The sequence below is a fragment of the Bacillus sp. DX3.1 genome (assembly GCF_030292155.1).
Taxonomy (GTDB): domain Bacteria; phylum Bacillota; class Bacilli; order Bacillales; family Bacillaceae_G; genus Bacillus_A.
The window spans coordinates 136,732-152,730 of sequence record NZ_CP128153.1; the positions used below are offsets into that span (position 1 = coordinate 136,732).

The following is a 15,999-nucleotide window of genomic DNA, read 5'->3' on the forward strand; positions in this document are numbered from 1 at the left end:
AAGGAGGTGCCTGGGAATGAAACTTCATGAATTACAACCTGCAGAAGGTTCTCGTAAAGTACGTAACCGTGTCGGTCGTGGTATCGGTTCTGGTAACGGAAAAACTGCTGGTAAAGGTCATAAAGGACAAAACGCTCGTTCTGGTGGTGGTGTTCGTCTTGGCTTCGAAGGTGGTCAAACTCCATTATTCCGTCGTTTACCAAAACGCGGCTTCACAAACATTAACCGTAAAGAGTTTGCTATCGTGAACTTATCAACGTTAAATCGTTTTGAAGATGGTACAGAAGTTACACCTGAATTATTGCTGGAAACTGGCGTTATCAGCAAGTTAAACGACGGTGTTAAAATTCTTGCAAGCGGAGCAGTTGAGAAAAAACTTACTGTGAAAGCTCACAAGTTCTCTTCAAGTGCTAAAGAAGCAATTGAAGCAGTTGGCGGAACAGTAGAGGTGATCTAATGTTTCGTACAATCTCCAACTTTATGCGCGTTGCTGAGATAAGACGTAAAATATTATTCACTTTAGCGATGTTAATCGTATTCAGAATTGGCACGTTTATCCCAGTGCCATTTACAAATGGAGACGTACTGAAAGCACAAGATCAGTTAAATGCATTAGGGATCCTAAATACATTTGGCGGTGGCGCTTTGAAAAACTTCTCCATCTTTGCGATGGGAATCATGCCGTATATTACAGCATCCATCATCGTGCAATTATTGCAGATGGATGTTGTTCCTAAATTTTCGGAATGGTCGAAGCAAGGCGAAATGGGCCGTCGTAAATTAACACAGTTTACGCGTTACTTTACGATTGTTCTTGCGTTTATTCAGGCGTTCGGTATGTCAATCGGTTTTAACGGTATGGTAGGTGGGCAGTTAATTTTGAATCCAGGTTGGAGCACTTATTTATACATTGCTACGGTACTGACTGCTGGTACTGCATTTTTAATGTGGTTAGGTGAACAGATTACTGCAAAAGGTGTAGGAAACGGAATTTCCATCCTCATCTTTGGAGGTATTGCCGCAGCGATCCCAAGTGTATTATCTCAAGTGTATTTACAGCAGTTTCAAAATGTCGGAGATCAACTGTTCATGAGTATCGTTAAAGTTGGATTGATTGTACTGGCTGTGCTAGCGGTTGTTGTTGGAGTTATTTTCATCCAACAGGCTGTTCGAAAAATCCCAATTCAATATGCGAAGCGTGTAACAGGAGGAAATGGTAGTTATACTGGAGCACAAAACACACATTTACCGCTTAAGGTAAATAGTGCGGGTGTTATTCCAGTAATTTTTGCTGTTTCATTCTTGATTACACCTCCAACCATTGCACAGTTCTTCCCGAAACATGATGTATCGCAGTGGATTATCCAAAACTTTAACTATTCTCACCCAGTGGGAATGATCATATATGTTGCGCTCATTGTAGCCTTCACATATTTCTATGCTTTTGTTCAGGTGAATCCAGAGCAAATGTCAGAGAATCTAAACAAGCAAGGTGGATATGTTCCTGGTATTCGTCCGGGTAAGAATACAGAACAATATCTAACAAAAATCTTGTATCGTTTGACCTTTGTGGGATCTATTTTCCTAGCAGCGATTGCTATTCTACCAGTTATTTTCACTAAACTTGGGAACCTTCCGCCATCTGCACAGATTGGTGGAACGAGTATGCTAATCGTTGTTGGCGTTGCTTTAGAAACAATGAAGCAGCTAGAAAGCCAACTGGTAAAACGCCATTACAAAGGGTTTATCAAACAGTGAGCAAGTGGGAAGAGATATCTTCCCTACATGTTCATTGATCAGGGGGAATACAGATGAACTTAATTTTAATGGGGCTTCCTGGTGCTGGTAAAGGTACACAAGCCGAACAGATTGTTGCCAAGTACAACATCCCTCACATCTCGACAGGAGATATGTTTCGTGCAGCTATGAAAGATGAGACTGAACTTGGTTTACAAGCTAAATCCTTTATTGATAAAGGTGCGCTCGTTCCAGATGAGGTTACAATCGGAATCGTTCGTGAACGTTTAAGTCAAGAAGACTGTGTAAAGGGCTTCTTATTAGATGGTTTTCCACGAACAGTTGCACAAGCATCTGCGCTTGAAGAGATTATGAAAGATCTTGGCAAAAAAATCGACTATGTTTTAAACATTAATGTGGATTCAGGATTGCTATTAAAACGTCTAACAGGACGTCGCATTTGTAAAGAGTGCGGTGCGACTTACCACTTAGAATTCAATCCGCCAGCAAAAGCTGACGTGTGCGATAAATGTGGCGGCGAATTATATCAGCGTTCTGATGACAATGAAGAAACTGTAGCAAAACGTTTAGAGGTAAACATTAAGCAAACACAACCTTTGCTTGATTTCTACGACGAGCTTAGTTACTTGCAAAACATTAATGGTGAGCAAGATATCAATAAAGTATTTGCTGATATCGATGTTCTCATCGGAGGCTTAGCGTAATGATCATTTGCAAAACTCCTCGCGAGATAGAGGTTATGCGAGAAGCTGGCAGGATCGTTGCTTTAACTCATCAAGAGTTAAAAAAGCATATTGCGCCAGGAATTACAACGAAAGAGCTCGATCAAATAGCGGAAAAGACGATTCGTAAATATGGTGCTACGCCATCGTTTAAAGGATACAACGGATTTCCGGGAAGCATCTGTGCTTCTGTAAATGAAGAGCTTGTACATGGGATTCCAGGAAAGCGCAAGCTCCAAGAAGGCGATATCATCAGTATCGATATTGGTGCGAAATACAATGGGTACCATGGAGATTCTGCATGGACGTATCCAGTAGGAAACATTTCTGAATCTGTTCAAAAGCTACTTGATGTCACAGAAAAATCGTTGTATCTTGGTTTAGAACAAGTAAAACCAGGCGAGAGATTATCGAATGTCTCACATGCGGTTCAAACGCATGCTGAAGATAATGGGTTCTCGATCGTTAGGGAGTATGTTGGTCACGGAATCGGGCAAGACTTACATGAAGACCCACAAATCCCGCACTATGGTCCACCAAATAAAGGTCCTAGATTAAAGCCGGGAATGGTCATCTGTGTTGAACCGATGGTGAATCAAGGAAGACGATATGTAAAAACACTATCTGATGACTGGACAGTGGTAACGGTAGATGGTAAATGGTGTGCACACTTTGAGCACACGATTGCTCTTACAGAAGCAGGATACGAAATCCTTACCACTTTATAAGTAGCTGGCTCTCCGGGATTTCAGAACAGTGTAAAATACTACTGATTTGAAGAAGGGAGAACATTGAATGGCTAAAGATGATGTAATTGAAGTCGAAGGTACCGTTCTTGAAACGTTGCCAAATGCTATGTTCAAAGTAGAATTAGAGAATGGGCATGTCGTATTGGCTCACGTTTCTGGTAAAATCCGCATGAATTTCATTCGTATTTTACCAGGAGACAAAGTTACGGTAGAATTATCTCCGTACGATTTAAATCGTGGTCGTATTACGTACCGTTTTAAATAATATAGCACTCCGTAATCTTTAAGGAGGTTCGAGACATGAAAGTAAGACCGTCAGTTAAACCAATCTGCGAAAAATGTAAAGTTATTCGTAGACGTGGAAAAGTAATGGTTATTTGTGAAAACCCTAAACATAAACAAAAACAAGGTTAATCTGAAGGAGGTGCATTCGGAATGGCACGTATCGCAGGTGTAGATATTCCTCGTGACAAACGCGTTGTTATTTCTTTAACTTACGTATTCGGCATTGGTCGCACGACTGCCGAAAAAATTCTTGCTGAAGCTGGAGTTTCTGAAGAAACTCGAGTTCGCGAATTAACTGAAGACGAATTAGGTCGTATCCGTGATATCGTAGACCGCATTAAAGTTGAGGGAGATCTTCGTCGTGAAGTTTCTCTAAACATTAAGCGTCTTATGGAGATCGGTTCTTACCGTGGTCTTCGTCATCGTCGTGGTTTACCAGTTCGTGGTCAAAATTCTAAAAACAATGCTCGTACACGTAAAGGTCCACGTCGTACAGTAGCAAATAAAAAGAAATAATAAGTAAAGGAGGTTGAACTAACAATGGCACGTAAAACAAACACTCGTAAAAAACGTGTGAAAAAGAATATTGAAGCTGGTATTGCTCATATTCGTTCTACTTTCAACAATACAATCGTAACACTTACAGATACTCACGGTAACGCACTTTCTTGGTCTAGTGCAGGTGCACTTGGTTTCCGTGGATCTCGTAAATCTACTCCATTCGCTGCACAAATGGCTGCTGAAGCAGCTTCAAAAGTAGCTATGGAACACGGTTTAAAAACTTTAGAGGTTACTGTTAAAGGTCCTGGTGCTGGTCGTGAAGCTGCAATTCGTGCGCTTCAAGCTGCAGGTCTAGAAGTAACAGCAATCAGAGATGTTACTCCAGTACCTCATAATGGATGTCGTCCGCCAAAACGTCGTCGTGTATAATTTTTCTGTATAGATTTTTCCCTATTGTCTATAATGGATATGATGCATTATCGAGAAATTTCGTACAGAAACATCGCTTGTTGTGCACAATCGGGAACTGCCTAAGGGGGACTTTCGGTTAGGCAGAGGTTTTTACCTGTGCTTAACCGAGGTTTCGACGTTTTGAAGGAGGGTTTAGTTAATGATTGAAATTGAAAAACCGAAAATCGAAACGGTTGAACTTAACGAAGATGCTAAGTATGGCAAATTCGTGATTGAACCGCTTGAGCGTGGATACGGTACTACGTTGGGTAACTCCTTACGTCGTATTCTTTTATCCTCACTCCCTGGTGCTGCTGTAACTGCTATCCAAATCGATGGCGTTTTACACGAATTTTCAACAGTTGAGGGCGTAGTAGAAGACGTTACGACGATCATCTTAAACTTGAAAAAGTTAGCTCTTAAAATCTACTCTGAAGAAGAGAAGACGTTGGAAATCGATGTGCAGGGCGAAGGTATTGTCACAGCTGCTGATATTACTCACGATAGTGATGTTGAAATCTTAAATCCAGATTTATACATTGCAACGTTAGCAAAGGATGCGCATTTCCGCATGCGTTTAACTGCAAAGCGTGGCCGTGGGTATACGCCAGCTGTTGCTAATAAAAGCGAAGATCAACCAATAGGTGTTATTCCTATTGATTCTATTTATACTCCAGTATCACGTGTAACTTACCAAGTGGAAAAGACACGTGTCGGACAAGTGGCAAATTATGATAAGCTTACGCTTGATGTATGGACGGATGGAAGCATCGGGCCAAAAGAAGCTATCTCTTTAGGTGCCAAAATCTTAACTGAGCATTTGAACATCTTCGTTGGTTTAACTGATGAAGCGCAAAATGCTGAGATTATGGTCGAAAAGGAAGAAGATCAAAAAGAAAAAGTTCTAGAAATGACAATTGAAGAACTTGATCTTTCTGTTCGTTCTTATAATTGCTTAAAACGTGCAGGTATTAATACTGTACAAGAGCTTGCGAACAAAACAGAAGAAGATATGATGAAAGTTCGTAACTTAGGACGTAAATCCTTAGAAGAAGTTAAGCATAAACTTGAAGAATTAGGTTTAGGTTTACGTAAAGACGACTGAGGATTTAAACTCATCAACAAAGGAGGGAACTACGAATGGCATACAGAAAATTAGGCCGTACAAGTGCGCAACGTAAAGCTATGTTACGTGACTTAGCTACTGATTTAATTATCAACGAGCGCATCCAAACGACAGAAACTCGTGCAAAAGAACTTCGTTCCGTAGTGGAAAAAATGATCACTTTAGGTAAACGCGGAGATCTTCATGCTCGTCGTCAAGCAGGAGCTTTCATTCGCAATGAAGTTGCTAATGCTGAGACTGGTCAAGATGCACTTCAAAAATTATTCGCTGATGTAGCTCCACGCTATGCTGAGCGTCAAGGCGGATACACTCGTATTGCAAAAATTGGTCCACGTCGCGGTGACGCTGCACCAATGGTGATTATCGAGTTAGTATAATGATAATAAAAGGGCAGGACAGTTCTTTTCAAGTAACTGGTCATGGCCCTTTTTTTTTCAATATAGAAAATAGATCAGCTTGATTCAAGAACGAAAGAGGGTGCCTTGACATTGAAAAAAGAGAAACTTCGTACCCAAAATATATCATTTCAATATCCGGGGGCAACTTCTTATGCGTTAAAAGATGTATCAATGTCCTTATATGAGGGAGAATGGGTATCTGTCATTGGACAAAATGGTTCAGGGAAGTCTACACTTGCAAAACTATTAAATGGTTTATTCTTGCCAGAATCAGGAACGATTATTGTAAATGATAATATGATTTTATCTGAAGAAACGGTGTGGGATATCCGAAAGCAAATTGGTATGGTATTTCAAAATCCTGATAATCAATTTGTTGGAACAACAGTGCAAGATGATGTTGTATTTGGACTTGAGAATATCGGAATGCCACGGGAACAAATGATAGAGCGGATGAATCAGGCATTGCAGCTTGTTCGAATGGAAGAGTTTCAGAATGAAGAACCTCATTCGTTATCAGGTGGGCAAAAGCAACGTGTTGCGATTGCAGGCGTATTAGCTTTGCAACCATCTATTTTAATATTGGATGAAGCAACATCTATGTTAGATCCACAAGGACGTCGTGAAGTGATGGAGACAGTAAGGCAACTTGTTGATACAAAAGGTATTACTGTATTGTCGATTACACACGATTTGGAAGAAGCGGCACAGTCAGATCGCATTATCATTTTAAACCAGGGAGAGATATTAGAGGAAGGAACACCACAGCAAATTTTTCAATCCTCTCATATGCTTCAAGAAATCGGATTAGATGTACCATTCTCGGTAAAGATGGCAGAATTATTAAAAAGAAGTGAAATTTCACTACAAAATACGCATCTTACAATGGAAAGCTTGGTGAACGAACTTTGGAGATTACATTCCAAACAGTAGAGCATCGTTATCAATATAAAACTCCATTTGAAAGACGCGCACTTTATGATGTAAACGTGTCGTTTCCGAGTGGGGGATATTACGCCATTATCGGTCATACTGGTTCAGGCAAATCGACGATGATTCAACATTTAAACGGTTTATTGCAGCCGACAAAGGGTACAGTCCAAATTGGAGAGCACCTGATCTCCTCACAAAAGAAAGAAAAAAAGTTAAAGCCTCTTCGAAAAAAAGTTGGGGTTGTCTTTCAATTTCCTGAGCATCAGCTGTTTGAAGAAACAGTTGAGAAAGATATTTGCTTTGGTCCCTCAAACTTTGGAGTGTCCAAAGAGGAGGCAAAGCAAAAAGCAAGGGATGCGATCGGGCTAGTAGGTTTGGATCCTGAATTATTAGCACGGTCTCCGTTCGAGTTAAGCGGTGGGCAGATGAGACGTGTTGCGATAGCTGGTGTACTAGCGATGGAACCTGAGGTATTGGTACTGGATGAACCAACAGCCGGACTTGATCCAAAAGGTCAGCATGAGCTTATGGAGATGTTTTATCACCTTCATAAGGAGCAAGGTCTGACAGTAATCCTTGTTACGCATAATATGGAAGATGCTGCGAAGTATGCAGATCAAATTGTCGTCATGCATAAAGGAACGGTCTTTTTGCAAGGAACAGCAGAGGAAGTATTTTCACATGCAGATGAATTAGAACAAATCGGCGTGTCTCTTCCGATGTCTTTAAAGTATAAACGTGCAATTGAAGAGAAGCTTGGCGTCTCCATTCCGAAGGCGACCTTATCTTTAGAGGATCTAACTCATGAAGTTGTACAGGTGCTACGAAAAGGTGGTCGTGAATCATGCAGCAGTTGATTATTGGGAGATATATTCCAGGCGGGTCACTCATTCATCAACTTGATCCTCGTACGAAGCTGTTGATGGTCTTTTTATATGTATTTGTTGTCTTTTTAGCAAATAATGTGATTTCATATGGGCTTTTATTTTTATATGCACTCATTGCTTTATTTTTTGCAAAAGTGCCGATTCGTTATGTACTTTCGGGCTTAAAACCAATTTTATGGATTTTTCTTTTTACATTTTTCCTGCATATTTTTACAAATAAAGAAGGGGATGTACTTTTCCAGCTTGGTTGGTTTTCGATACACGAAAAAGGATTAGAGCAAGGAATTTATATTTCGATACGCTTCTTTGTCATTATTTTGATGACAACATTATTAACACTAACCACAACACCGATTGAAATTACGGATGGGATGGAAACGTTGTTAAAACCATTAAAACGTATAAAGGTTCCTGTTCATGAAATCGCATTAATGATGTCTATTTCTCTTCGTTTTATTCCAACATTAATGGATGAGACGAGCAAAATTATGAAAGCACAAGCATCCCGTGGTATTGATTTTGCTGGTGGTCCGATAAAAGATCGATTGAAGGCGGTCATTTCTTTGCTTGTACCGCTTTTTATTAGTGCTTTTAAGCGTGCCGAGGACTTAGCGATTGCAATGGAAGCACGTGGCTATCAAAGCGGTGAGGGACGTACAAAATTTAGGCAGCTGCGCTGGAAAATAAGTGATACGTTAACGATAATGAGTTTATTTTGCTTAGCGTGCATGTTAGTATGGGTGCGGTCATAATGGAGAATAGAGAAATGGAAAGAATAAAATGTACAATTGCATATGATGGCATTAATTTTTGTGGTTATCAAATTCAACCACAGCATCGTACTGTTCAACAAGAAATAGAGAAAGCTTTGCAAAAGGTGCATAAGGGAGAAGCTGTTCGTGTTCAGGCCTCCGGAAGGACCGATTCCACTGTTCATGCAAAAGGACAAGTTATTCATTTTGATACACCATTGTCACTTGCAGAAAGGCAATGGATGAATGCCTTAAATACAATGCTTCCAGATGATGTTATTGTGCGTCAGGTGGAGAAAAAAACAGAAGATTTTCATGCGCGTTACGGTGTTGAGAAAAAAGAATACCGCTATCGTGTATTATTATCCAAAACGGCTGATGTATTTCGTAGACATTACGTATATCAGCATCCATATGCACTGGAAATAGAAGCTATTCGAAAAGCGATTCCTTATTTTATTGGAACGCATGATTTTACTTCATTTTGTTCGGCAAAAACTGACAAAAAAGATAAAGTACGAACAATTTATGAAATAGATTTGATGGAGCAAGGTGATGAGCTAGTCTTTCGCTTTGTTGGGAATGGTTTTTTATATAATATGGTTCGAATTATTGTCGGTACGCTGCTTAGCGTCGGTCAAGGGAAGATTGCTCCTGAAAGCATCCCAGACATTTTAAAAAAACAAGACCGTAGTTTTGCTGGGAAGATGGTACCGGGTCATGGGCTTTACTTATGGCAGGTAAACTATAACAACTAATCCTGGTGTAACATTTGCTTGACATTAGAAACTCAAAAGGATATCATAACATATGGTATTGTTTCTAAAACCACGATTAGCCCCGGAAGGAAATCGTGTTTAAGATAAACAATAGATTTTTTCTATGGAAAAGATAGCGAGTAGGAGGGAAACAAATGCGTACGACTTTTATGGCAAAAGCTAACGAAGTTGAGCGTAAATGGTATGTGGTTGATGCTGAAGATAAAACTTTAGGTCGCCTTGCTACTGAAGTAGCGTCCATTTTACGTGGTAAAAACAAACCAACATTTACACCACATATTGATACTGGTGATCATGTAATTATTATTAACGCTGAGAAAGTTCACTTAACAGGTAATAAATTAAACGATAAAATTTACTACCGTCACACAAATCACCCAGGTGGACTTAAACAAAGAACAGCTCTAGAAATGCGTACAAACTACCCTGTACAAATGTTAGAGCTTGCAATTAAAGGCATGCTTCCAAAAGGACGCTTAGGTCGTCAAATGTCTAAAAAATTAAACGTGTATGCTGGAGCAGAGCATCCACACCAAGCACAAAAACCAGAAGTTTACGAACTTCGCGGATAATTAATTAAAGGAGGGCTTACTTTGGCACAGGTACAATACTATGGTACTGGACGTCGTAAAAGTTCAGTAGCACGCGTACGCCTAGTTCCAGGCGAAGGACGCGTTATCATTAACGGTCGTGATTTTGAAAACTACATCCCATTTGCTGCATTACGTGAAGTAGTGAAACAACCTCTAGTTGCAACAGAAACTTTAGGTAACTACGATGTACTTGTAAACGTAAATGGTGGTGGATACACTGGTCAAGCTGGTGCAATCCGCCACGGTATTTCTCGCGCTTTACTAAAAGCTGATCCAGAATACCGTCTAACATTAAAACGTGCAGGTCTATTAACTCGTGACGCACGTATGAAAGAGCGTAAAAAATACGGTCTTAAAGGCGCACGTCGTGCACCTCAGTTCTCAAAACGTTAATTTTTGCGAACTACAACCTCAGCCTATTGGCTGGGGTTTTTTTATTTTATAGAATAAGTAGCCTTATTAATCGAAATAAACATACCTTATTTCCTCGCAACATGTTTCCTTATATAATCCACAGTGTTTGGAATAATTTAGTGCTGTTTTCCTACGTATGCTTCACCTTTAGAGGTTTAGACTAATACATATTAGGGAGGTTTATAAGTACTATGAATGTCATTGTTAGCCTACAAGAAAAACAAAAAGAAAAGCAGTTAAAGTATGAAAGAAAGATGCTTCGGGAATTATCGTTAAAAACTTTGCGATCGAATATTCAAGATGCTTTCTGTATGAAAGAGTTACATCGTCAATATGAAGATTATTGTATTGAACTAGGAATTGAGTCGTACTTATTAGGAGCGAGATACAGTAAGTTTGGCTATTATGGAGAATCTTTTTTTGATGTGAAATATAGATCTTTAGAGGAAGAACAGCAATTAACAGAAATGCTGTTTCACTTTTTAACGAGCGCCACCTTGCAGGATATAGAATCAAATGAGGAAGAAATATTATATGAATCCTGCCAACGCTTTATTAGCTCGTGGTGGCGTGAAGGGTATGAAAAAGGTGAGCGAAGATATCGCCTAAAGCTACATTAAGAAAAGCATAAACTTTCCTCTTGTCCCATATAAGTAATTAGAGGGACTAGCTGGAGGAGGAAAGGTATGAAGAGAATTCGAATTATCTCTTTCATGTTAGCTGCAGTTGTACTGTTTTTCTTGGTAAAACAAGAATTTCAAATTACAAAATCGTGGCGATCATGGAATTTACCTTTGTCTGGGAAGGTCATTGTATTAGATGCTGGACATGGTGGACCAGATGGAGGTGCAGTTGGTGGTAAGGATATTGTAGAAAAGGATATTACTCTCGAAATTACAAAAATGGTACAAGATTATTTACAGGAGCAAGGTGCTTTGGTCATTTTAACGCGAGAGGGAGATTATGACTTAGCTGATAAAAATACAAAAAGATATAGTAGACGTAAAGCAGAGGACTTGAAAAAGCGTGTGGAAATCATCAATAAGCCTGAGGTGGATTTTTTTGCAAGCATTCATTTAAATGCCCTGCCAAGCGGTGGTTCAAGGGGGGCGCAAACATTTTACTATCGCTCTTTAATTGAGAATGAGCGTATAGCTAAATTTATACAAGCTGAATTACGAACAAGTTTAGAAAATACAAATCGCTCAGCTAAAACAATTTCTCACGTATATTTGCTTAAGCATGCCAAAACACCAGGGGCTTTAATTGAAGCTGGGTTTTTATCAAATGTAAATGAAAGATATATGTTAAATTCAGAGAAATATCAGCAGAAGGTAGCGGCAGCTATATATCGCGGAATATTACGTTATTTTACGGAAAAAGGAAATCCTCCTGAATAAGGGGGTTTTTTTGAATCCGTCTTGTTAACGAAGTTTTCCGAAAATATGTTATACTGGAAATGAAAACGCATTTATTTTTAGAATGTAAAGATACACACCCAATGCATTTAACATTACTTTATTTTTCATACAGGGGGCTGGGCTGATTATGGTAACGAAAGAACAAGTAGTGGAAGCACTTGAAGGGATTACTGATCCGTTTCTACATAAAACATTAAAAGAAACAAATGCAATTCAAGAGGTGACTGTAAAGCCTGAGAAAGAGCATGTGAGTGTTAAAATTGCGATTGTGAAAACAGGAACTGCTGAACAAATGCAATTGCAGTCAGCTGTTGTTAAACTTGTAAAAGAGCTTGGAGCAGCGACAGTCGGCTTGCGGTTTGCTGAATTTACAGAGGGCGAGCTAGCACAGTTTGCCCCGCAGCAAGAAGAACAAGAAAGTCAGTCTTTGCTATCACCGCATTCTAAAACAATATTTTTAGCAGTAGCAAGCGGAAAAGGTGGGGTTGGTAAATCAACCGTTTCTGTAAACCTTGCCGTTTCATTAGCGCGTTTAGGAAAAAAAGTCGGTATTGTTGATGCTGATATATATGGTTTTAGTGTGCCTGATATGATGGGGATTGAAAAGCGTCCAATCGTAAGGGGTGATAAAATTATTCCAGTGGAGCGTTTAGGGATAAAGGTAATTTCTATGGGCTTCTTTGTAGAGGATAATGCACCCGTTATTTGGAGAGGACCAATGCTTGGTAAAATGTTAAATCATTTCTTTACGGAAGTAGAATGGGGAGATTTAGACTACTTAGTATTAGATTTGCCGCCAGGTACAGGGGATGTAGCATTAGATGTTCATTCTATGCTGCCATCTTGTAAAGAAATTATTGTAACAACGCCACATCCAACGGCAGCTTTTGTAGCAGCTCGTGCTGGTGCAATGGCCTTGCGTACAGAGCATAGTATTCTTGGGGTTGTTGAAAATATGGCTTATTTTGAAAGTAAAGTAACTGGTGAAAAAGAGTATGTCTTTGGAAAAGGTGGAGGAGACAAACTAGCGACAGAGCTAGAAACGGTTGTATTAGGTCGAATTTCGCTTCAACAACCAGACTGGAATAAAGAAGATTTTGCACCATCTGTATATGATAGTGAGCATAGAATTGGCGCGATTTATCGTACAATTGCGCAGCAAGTTATTGAAAGAACAGCAGTAGAACAAAAATAAACCTCTATTACGTGGTAAGATTCCCACCTCTATATGGAGAGGTGGGAATCTTTATCCCGATGGGCCAGGGCTGATAATCAGCGGGGAATGAAGAAAACTTCTGCTGATTAAAATTTCACTTTATGTGTAAAGGTCTAATTCTTGGATGAGATGAAGCGTATACAAATGGGAGTTTCAATTTATTTCTGTTCTTTACCTCCTTCTTGCGAGCCGCCACCGCCTGCTTCTTTTTTCTCAGCTCCACCACCTTTTTCAGCTTTTTTAATACCTTTACTAATAATATCAATCATTTTAGCTTGGAAGAGTGGACTTTCAGCGGCTTCTGTTAATACTTGTTGTAAATATTGACGGTATTCTTTACTTTTCATCGTTTGCAGCATCATTTTTTCTACTTCAGGATTTTTCATAATTTCTATAACGCCAGCTTGGTATTCAGGGTCTTTTAATAAGGTTTTCATTAAGTTTGTTTGTTCTTTGCCCATACTTTTTGCAAACTTTGCTGCAAACTCAGGGTCTTTAAATAATTTTTCCCAAAATTGTTGCCCCTTTTCAGATGCCATTGCATCTTCAATTGTTTTTTTCACTACATTTGCATCCAATATGAGTGCTTGTTTCATTTTTTCGTCTGTTAATACATCTTGAATCGCTTTTTTTCCTTGATCGGTCTTTAAAATATCGACAATCATTTTCTTTGTCTGATCGTAATCTAACTCAGGTTTCGCTTCTTCTCCTTGTGCGCATGCTACAAGTGTAATAGGAAGGATGGAAAAAAACAAAATGAGCAGCATCCGTTTCATTAGCTGGAGCTCCTTTCAAAACAGTTCTCTTTTTTAATATAAATATCTTCAAGGAATTTATACATGTTCATGGCTAGCTTTTTGAAATTGTCATTGTTACAATTTAAGTAGAAATATATAAATAATGGGGGATATGTTGTGAATAGCCGAAAATGGGTACGACTATTTTTAACGACGTTGTTTCTTGGGGGAAGTAGTACAATCTTTATTGGTTTTGTTTTAGGATGGGACAAGTACGATAAATTTTTTCAAAATTTCGACGGTAAGGAAATTTTGATGATTTCATTTTGGTTACTTGGTGTAGGTTTCATTTTTAGTGTCATAAGTCAAATGGGCTTTTTTGCTTATTTAACAATTCATCGTTTCGGGTTAGGGATGTTTCGGTCATCCTCTCTTTGGAACGCAGTGCAGCTCTTTTTCATTGCGTTCGTGCTATTTGATTTTGTGTATTTAAGATCTGTGCTCATTGCAAATGGGAACGCATCGCTTGGAAATAACATTCTTGTAGCTGGGGTGTTGTTTGTATTTGGGACAATTGTGGCTTATATAAAGAGTAAAGAAACAAATAGAAAGGCGTTTGTGCCGGCTTTGTTCTTTATGGTTGTTGTAACAATTCTTGAATGGGTACCCGCGCTCCGTATCAATGATACAGATTGGTTATATTTAATGGTTATACCGTTACTATTATGCAATGCGTACCAGTTACTTGTATTGCATCGTTTAGTGGGACAAAAAAGTGAATCGACGAGTTGATGGAATAGGAATGGAGAATAAAAGGGTACAACACTTTTCGTATGAAAGTGTTGTACCCTTTGTTTTATCCCGCTATTCGTGGGCAGTAATACCCCACCTCAAGATTCTAAGGAAACCAAAGAAGATAGGTGGGGGATGAAGAACCCCCACTGATTAAAGTTTCGCTTTATCTCGCTCTAATGGAAAGTCTTATTTAATATCTTCACTTTTCGCGTTTGTATTCGAAATAAGCTGTGATACAGATACATGTTCATAGCCATCTCCTTTTAATTTCTGTAGGAGCAGCGGTAGTGCTTCATCTGTTTGTAGTGCTGAATCGGAAGCATGCAGTAAAATGATATCCCCGCCTCGTAAATTGTTAGCGACAGTTGTTACGATTTTATCTACACCAGGGTTTTTCCAGTCGTTTGAATTGTTGCTCCAGTGTACAACTGTATATCCAAGAGGTTCAGCTACTTTTAGAACAGTTTTATTAAAGTTCCCACTAGGAGGACGCAAGAGCTTGACTTGCTTTACACCAAGCTTTGTGAATACATCTTGTGCGCGTAAAAGGTCCCTCCGTATCTCAGTTGCTTCTAAAGAAGTGTAATCTTTATAGTTATAGCCCATACTACCAATTTCATGACCATCTTTCATAATACGCTCAACAATATCAGGGTGCCGCTCTGCCCATGCAGCGGAGAGGAAGAAAGTTGCGTTTTTAATTTGTTTTTCTTGTAAAGTTTCAAGTATAGGAATAGCTCTTTTATCCCCCCAACTAATATCAAATGTTAACGAAACTTGTTTTTTGGCTGTATCGCCTTTGTAAATAACTTTTGGACCAGTAGCAGTGGAAAAAGCAGATTGATGAGAATATGTTTTTAAGAAGAGAAGCCAAGCAGTAAATAAGGAAAGTACAATAATTAAACTGATGTGCTTAAATTTACGTTTACTCGTTATAAAAAAGAAAAACATAATGTTCCGCCCCTTTGTCCAATCCTTTTCAGTTACTTATATGCATGAAAAGAGGAAAAGAGAACTGAGCGATTAATATCGTAAGAAATGGATAAAATGAACGATAAAGTGCAAATATCAGGAATGTGTGTTTTTTACAGTTTTGGTGAGTTTATAGTCAAAAGTTGATTTGCAGGAGAAAGTAGCTGTTTAGGTGATTTCAATTGTCTGGTGAATGATGCCTCGCGAATGGATTGAGAGATTATAGCCCCAATACTGATAAAAGTATCACTTTATTTCGTACATACAAGTAATAGCTGAGGTGATCAATTGATCGGAATTATGATTACAAAAGAAGAACAAAAAGAAATAGAGTATATATTGAAAAGGGAACTAGAGGAACTTTTATTTGATTTTGCGGATGAACGTATACATGAGGTTGTGAAGAAGACGATGGAAGAACGTTATAAAATTATCTTTTGTTTGTTTCGAAGAGTAGCAAATGCGGAAGAATGTATACGTTATGTGAGAAAAAGAATTTTTTATTAAAAAG

General features: G+C 38.9%; 23 protein-coding genes. 21 read left to right on the forward strand and 2 right to left on the reverse strand.

Going from position 1 to position 15,999, the window contains the following annotated elements:
• The first annotated feature begins 16 nt into the window (after positions 1-16).
• The 19 genes from rplO (at position 17) to salA (ending at position 12,963) form a co-directional block, all read left to right on the forward strand.
• Positions 17-457 carry a 50S ribosomal protein L15 gene (rplO, locus tag QRE67_RS00765; RefSeq protein ID WP_286123119.1) on the forward strand — a complete coding sequence of 147 codons (441 nt, stop codon included), beginning with the start codon at positions 17-19 and terminating at the stop codon, positions 455-457.
• Complete coding sequence (gene secY / locus QRE67_RS00770) at positions 457-1,758, forward strand: preprotein translocase subunit SecY (RefSeq protein ID WP_286123120.1); 1,302 nt, start codon at positions 457-459, stop codon at positions 1,756-1,758. Before rplO ends, secY begins: the two co-directional genes overlap by 1 nt.
• Positions 1,759-1,811: 53 nt before the next feature.
• Positions 1,812-2,462, forward strand: coding sequence for an adenylate kinase (locus tag QRE67_RS00775; protein WP_286123121.1), 651 nt, complete (start codon positions 1,812-1,814; stop codon positions 2,460-2,462).
• Complete coding sequence (gene map, locus QRE67_RS00780; RefSeq protein ID WP_286123122.1) at positions 2,462-3,208, forward strand: type I methionyl aminopeptidase; 747 nt, start codon at positions 2,462-2,464, stop codon at positions 3,206-3,208. The genes QRE67_RS00775 and map overlap by 1 nt, the downstream gene beginning before the upstream one ends.
• Before the next feature lie 67 nt (positions 3,209-3,275).
• Complete coding sequence (infA, locus tag QRE67_RS00785) at positions 3,276-3,494, forward strand: translation initiation factor IF-1 (RefSeq protein ID WP_001029884.1); 219 nt, start codon at positions 3,276-3,278, stop codon at positions 3,492-3,494.
• A gap of 35 nt (positions 3,495-3,529) precedes the next feature.
• Complete coding sequence (gene rpmJ / locus QRE67_RS00790) at positions 3,530-3,643, forward strand: 50S ribosomal protein L36 (protein WP_000868344.1); 114 nt, start codon at positions 3,530-3,532, stop codon at positions 3,641-3,643.
• Between the two features lie 21 nt (positions 3,644-3,664).
• Entirely contained in the window at positions 3,665-4,030 is a 366-nt protein-coding gene (rpsM, locus tag QRE67_RS00795; protein ID WP_286123123.1) for a 30S ribosomal protein S13, read from the forward strand.
• A gap of 24 nt (positions 4,031-4,054) precedes the next feature.
• Complete coding sequence (gene rpsK / locus QRE67_RS00800) at positions 4,055-4,444, forward strand: 30S ribosomal protein S11 (protein ID WP_002009745.1); 390 nt, start codon at positions 4,055-4,057, stop codon at positions 4,442-4,444.
• Between the two features lie 181 nt (positions 4,445-4,625).
• Positions 4,626-5,570, forward strand: a complete 945-nt coding sequence (locus QRE67_RS00805) for a DNA-directed RNA polymerase subunit alpha (RefSeq protein WP_286123124.1) — start codon at positions 4,626-4,628, stop codon at positions 5,568-5,570.
• 35 nt (positions 5,571-5,605) lie between these two features.
• Positions 5,606-5,968, forward strand: a complete 363-nt coding sequence (gene rplQ / locus QRE67_RS00810) for a 50S ribosomal protein L17 (protein ID WP_286123125.1) — start codon at positions 5,606-5,608, stop codon at positions 5,966-5,968.
• 111 nt (positions 5,969-6,079) lie between these two features.
• Complete coding sequence (locus QRE67_RS00815; RefSeq protein WP_286123126.1) at positions 6,080-6,922, forward strand: energy-coupling factor ABC transporter ATP-binding protein; 843 nt, start codon at positions 6,080-6,082, stop codon at positions 6,920-6,922.
• Complete coding sequence (locus tag QRE67_RS00820; protein WP_286123128.1) at positions 6,898-7,779, forward strand: energy-coupling factor ABC transporter ATP-binding protein; 882 nt, start codon at positions 6,898-6,900, stop codon at positions 7,777-7,779. The genes QRE67_RS00815 and QRE67_RS00820 overlap by 25 nt, the downstream gene beginning before the upstream one ends.
• A complete protein-coding gene (locus QRE67_RS00825; RefSeq protein WP_286123129.1) occupies positions 7,767-8,561 on the forward strand; it encodes an energy-coupling factor transporter transmembrane component T family protein in 795 nt (264 codons plus the stop codon). Before QRE67_RS00820 ends, QRE67_RS00825 begins: the two co-directional genes overlap by 13 nt.
• Before the next feature lie 14 nt (positions 8,562-8,575).
• Entirely contained in the window at positions 8,576-9,319 is a 744-nt protein-coding gene (gene truA / locus QRE67_RS00830; protein ID WP_353507051.1) for a tRNA pseudouridine(38-40) synthase TruA, read from the forward strand.
• 155 nt (positions 9,320-9,474) lie between these two features.
• The gene (rplM, locus tag QRE67_RS00835) at positions 9,475-9,912 is read left to right on the forward strand and encodes a 50S ribosomal protein L13 (RefSeq protein ID WP_286123131.1); all 438 of its coding nucleotides are present in this window, start codon (positions 9,475-9,477) and stop codon (positions 9,910-9,912) included.
• 21 nt (positions 9,913-9,933) lie between these two features.
• The gene (gene rpsI / locus QRE67_RS00840) at positions 9,934-10,326 is read left to right on the forward strand and encodes a 30S ribosomal protein S9 (RefSeq protein WP_000079986.1); all 393 of its coding nucleotides are present in this window, start codon (positions 9,934-9,936) and stop codon (positions 10,324-10,326) included.
• Between the two features lie 212 nt (positions 10,327-10,538).
• Positions 10,539-10,967, forward strand: coding sequence for a DUF2521 family protein (locus QRE67_RS00845; protein WP_286123132.1), 429 nt, complete (start codon positions 10,539-10,541; stop codon positions 10,965-10,967).
• Between the two features lie 66 nt (positions 10,968-11,033).
• The gene (gene cwlD / locus QRE67_RS00850; RefSeq protein WP_286123133.1) at positions 11,034-11,747 is read left to right on the forward strand and encodes an N-acetylmuramoyl-L-alanine amidase CwlD; all 714 of its coding nucleotides are present in this window, start codon (positions 11,034-11,036) and stop codon (positions 11,745-11,747) included.
• 148 nt (positions 11,748-11,895) lie between these two features.
• Positions 11,896-12,963, forward strand: coding sequence for an iron-sulfur carrier protein/transcriptional regulator SalA (salA, locus tag QRE67_RS00855; RefSeq protein WP_286123134.1), 1,068 nt, complete (start codon positions 11,896-11,898; stop codon positions 12,961-12,963).
• 179 nt (positions 12,964-13,142) lie between these two features.
• On the opposite strand, the gene gerD is transcribed toward salA, so the two are convergent.
• Positions 13,143-13,760 (reverse strand): spore germination lipoprotein GerD, encoded by a 618-nt coding sequence (gene gerD, locus QRE67_RS00860; RefSeq protein ID WP_286123135.1) that lies wholly within the window; start codon positions 13,758-13,760, stop codon positions 13,143-13,145.
• Positions 13,761-13,898: 138 nt separating this feature from the next.
• Between gerD and QRE67_RS00865 the strand changes: the two genes are divergently transcribed.
• Positions 13,899-14,513, forward strand: a complete 615-nt coding sequence (locus QRE67_RS00865) for a KinB-signaling pathway activation protein (protein WP_286123136.1) — start codon at positions 13,899-13,901, stop codon at positions 14,511-14,513.
• A gap of 189 nt (positions 14,514-14,702) precedes the next feature.
• Here QRE67_RS00865 and pdaB read toward each other — a convergent pair whose 3' ends face one another.
• Positions 14,703-15,467 (reverse strand): polysaccharide deacetylase family sporulation protein PdaB, encoded by a 765-nt coding sequence (gene pdaB / locus QRE67_RS00870; RefSeq protein WP_286123137.1) that lies wholly within the window; start codon positions 15,465-15,467, stop codon positions 14,703-14,705.
• A 309-nt stretch (positions 15,468-15,776) separates the two neighbouring features.
• On the opposite strand from pdaB, the gene QRE67_RS00875 reads away from it, so the two are divergent.
• Positions 15,777-15,995, forward strand: a complete 219-nt coding sequence (locus QRE67_RS00875) for a hypothetical protein (RefSeq protein ID WP_286123138.1) — start codon at positions 15,777-15,779, stop codon at positions 15,993-15,995.
• Positions 15,996-15,999: the final 4 nt, after the last annotated feature.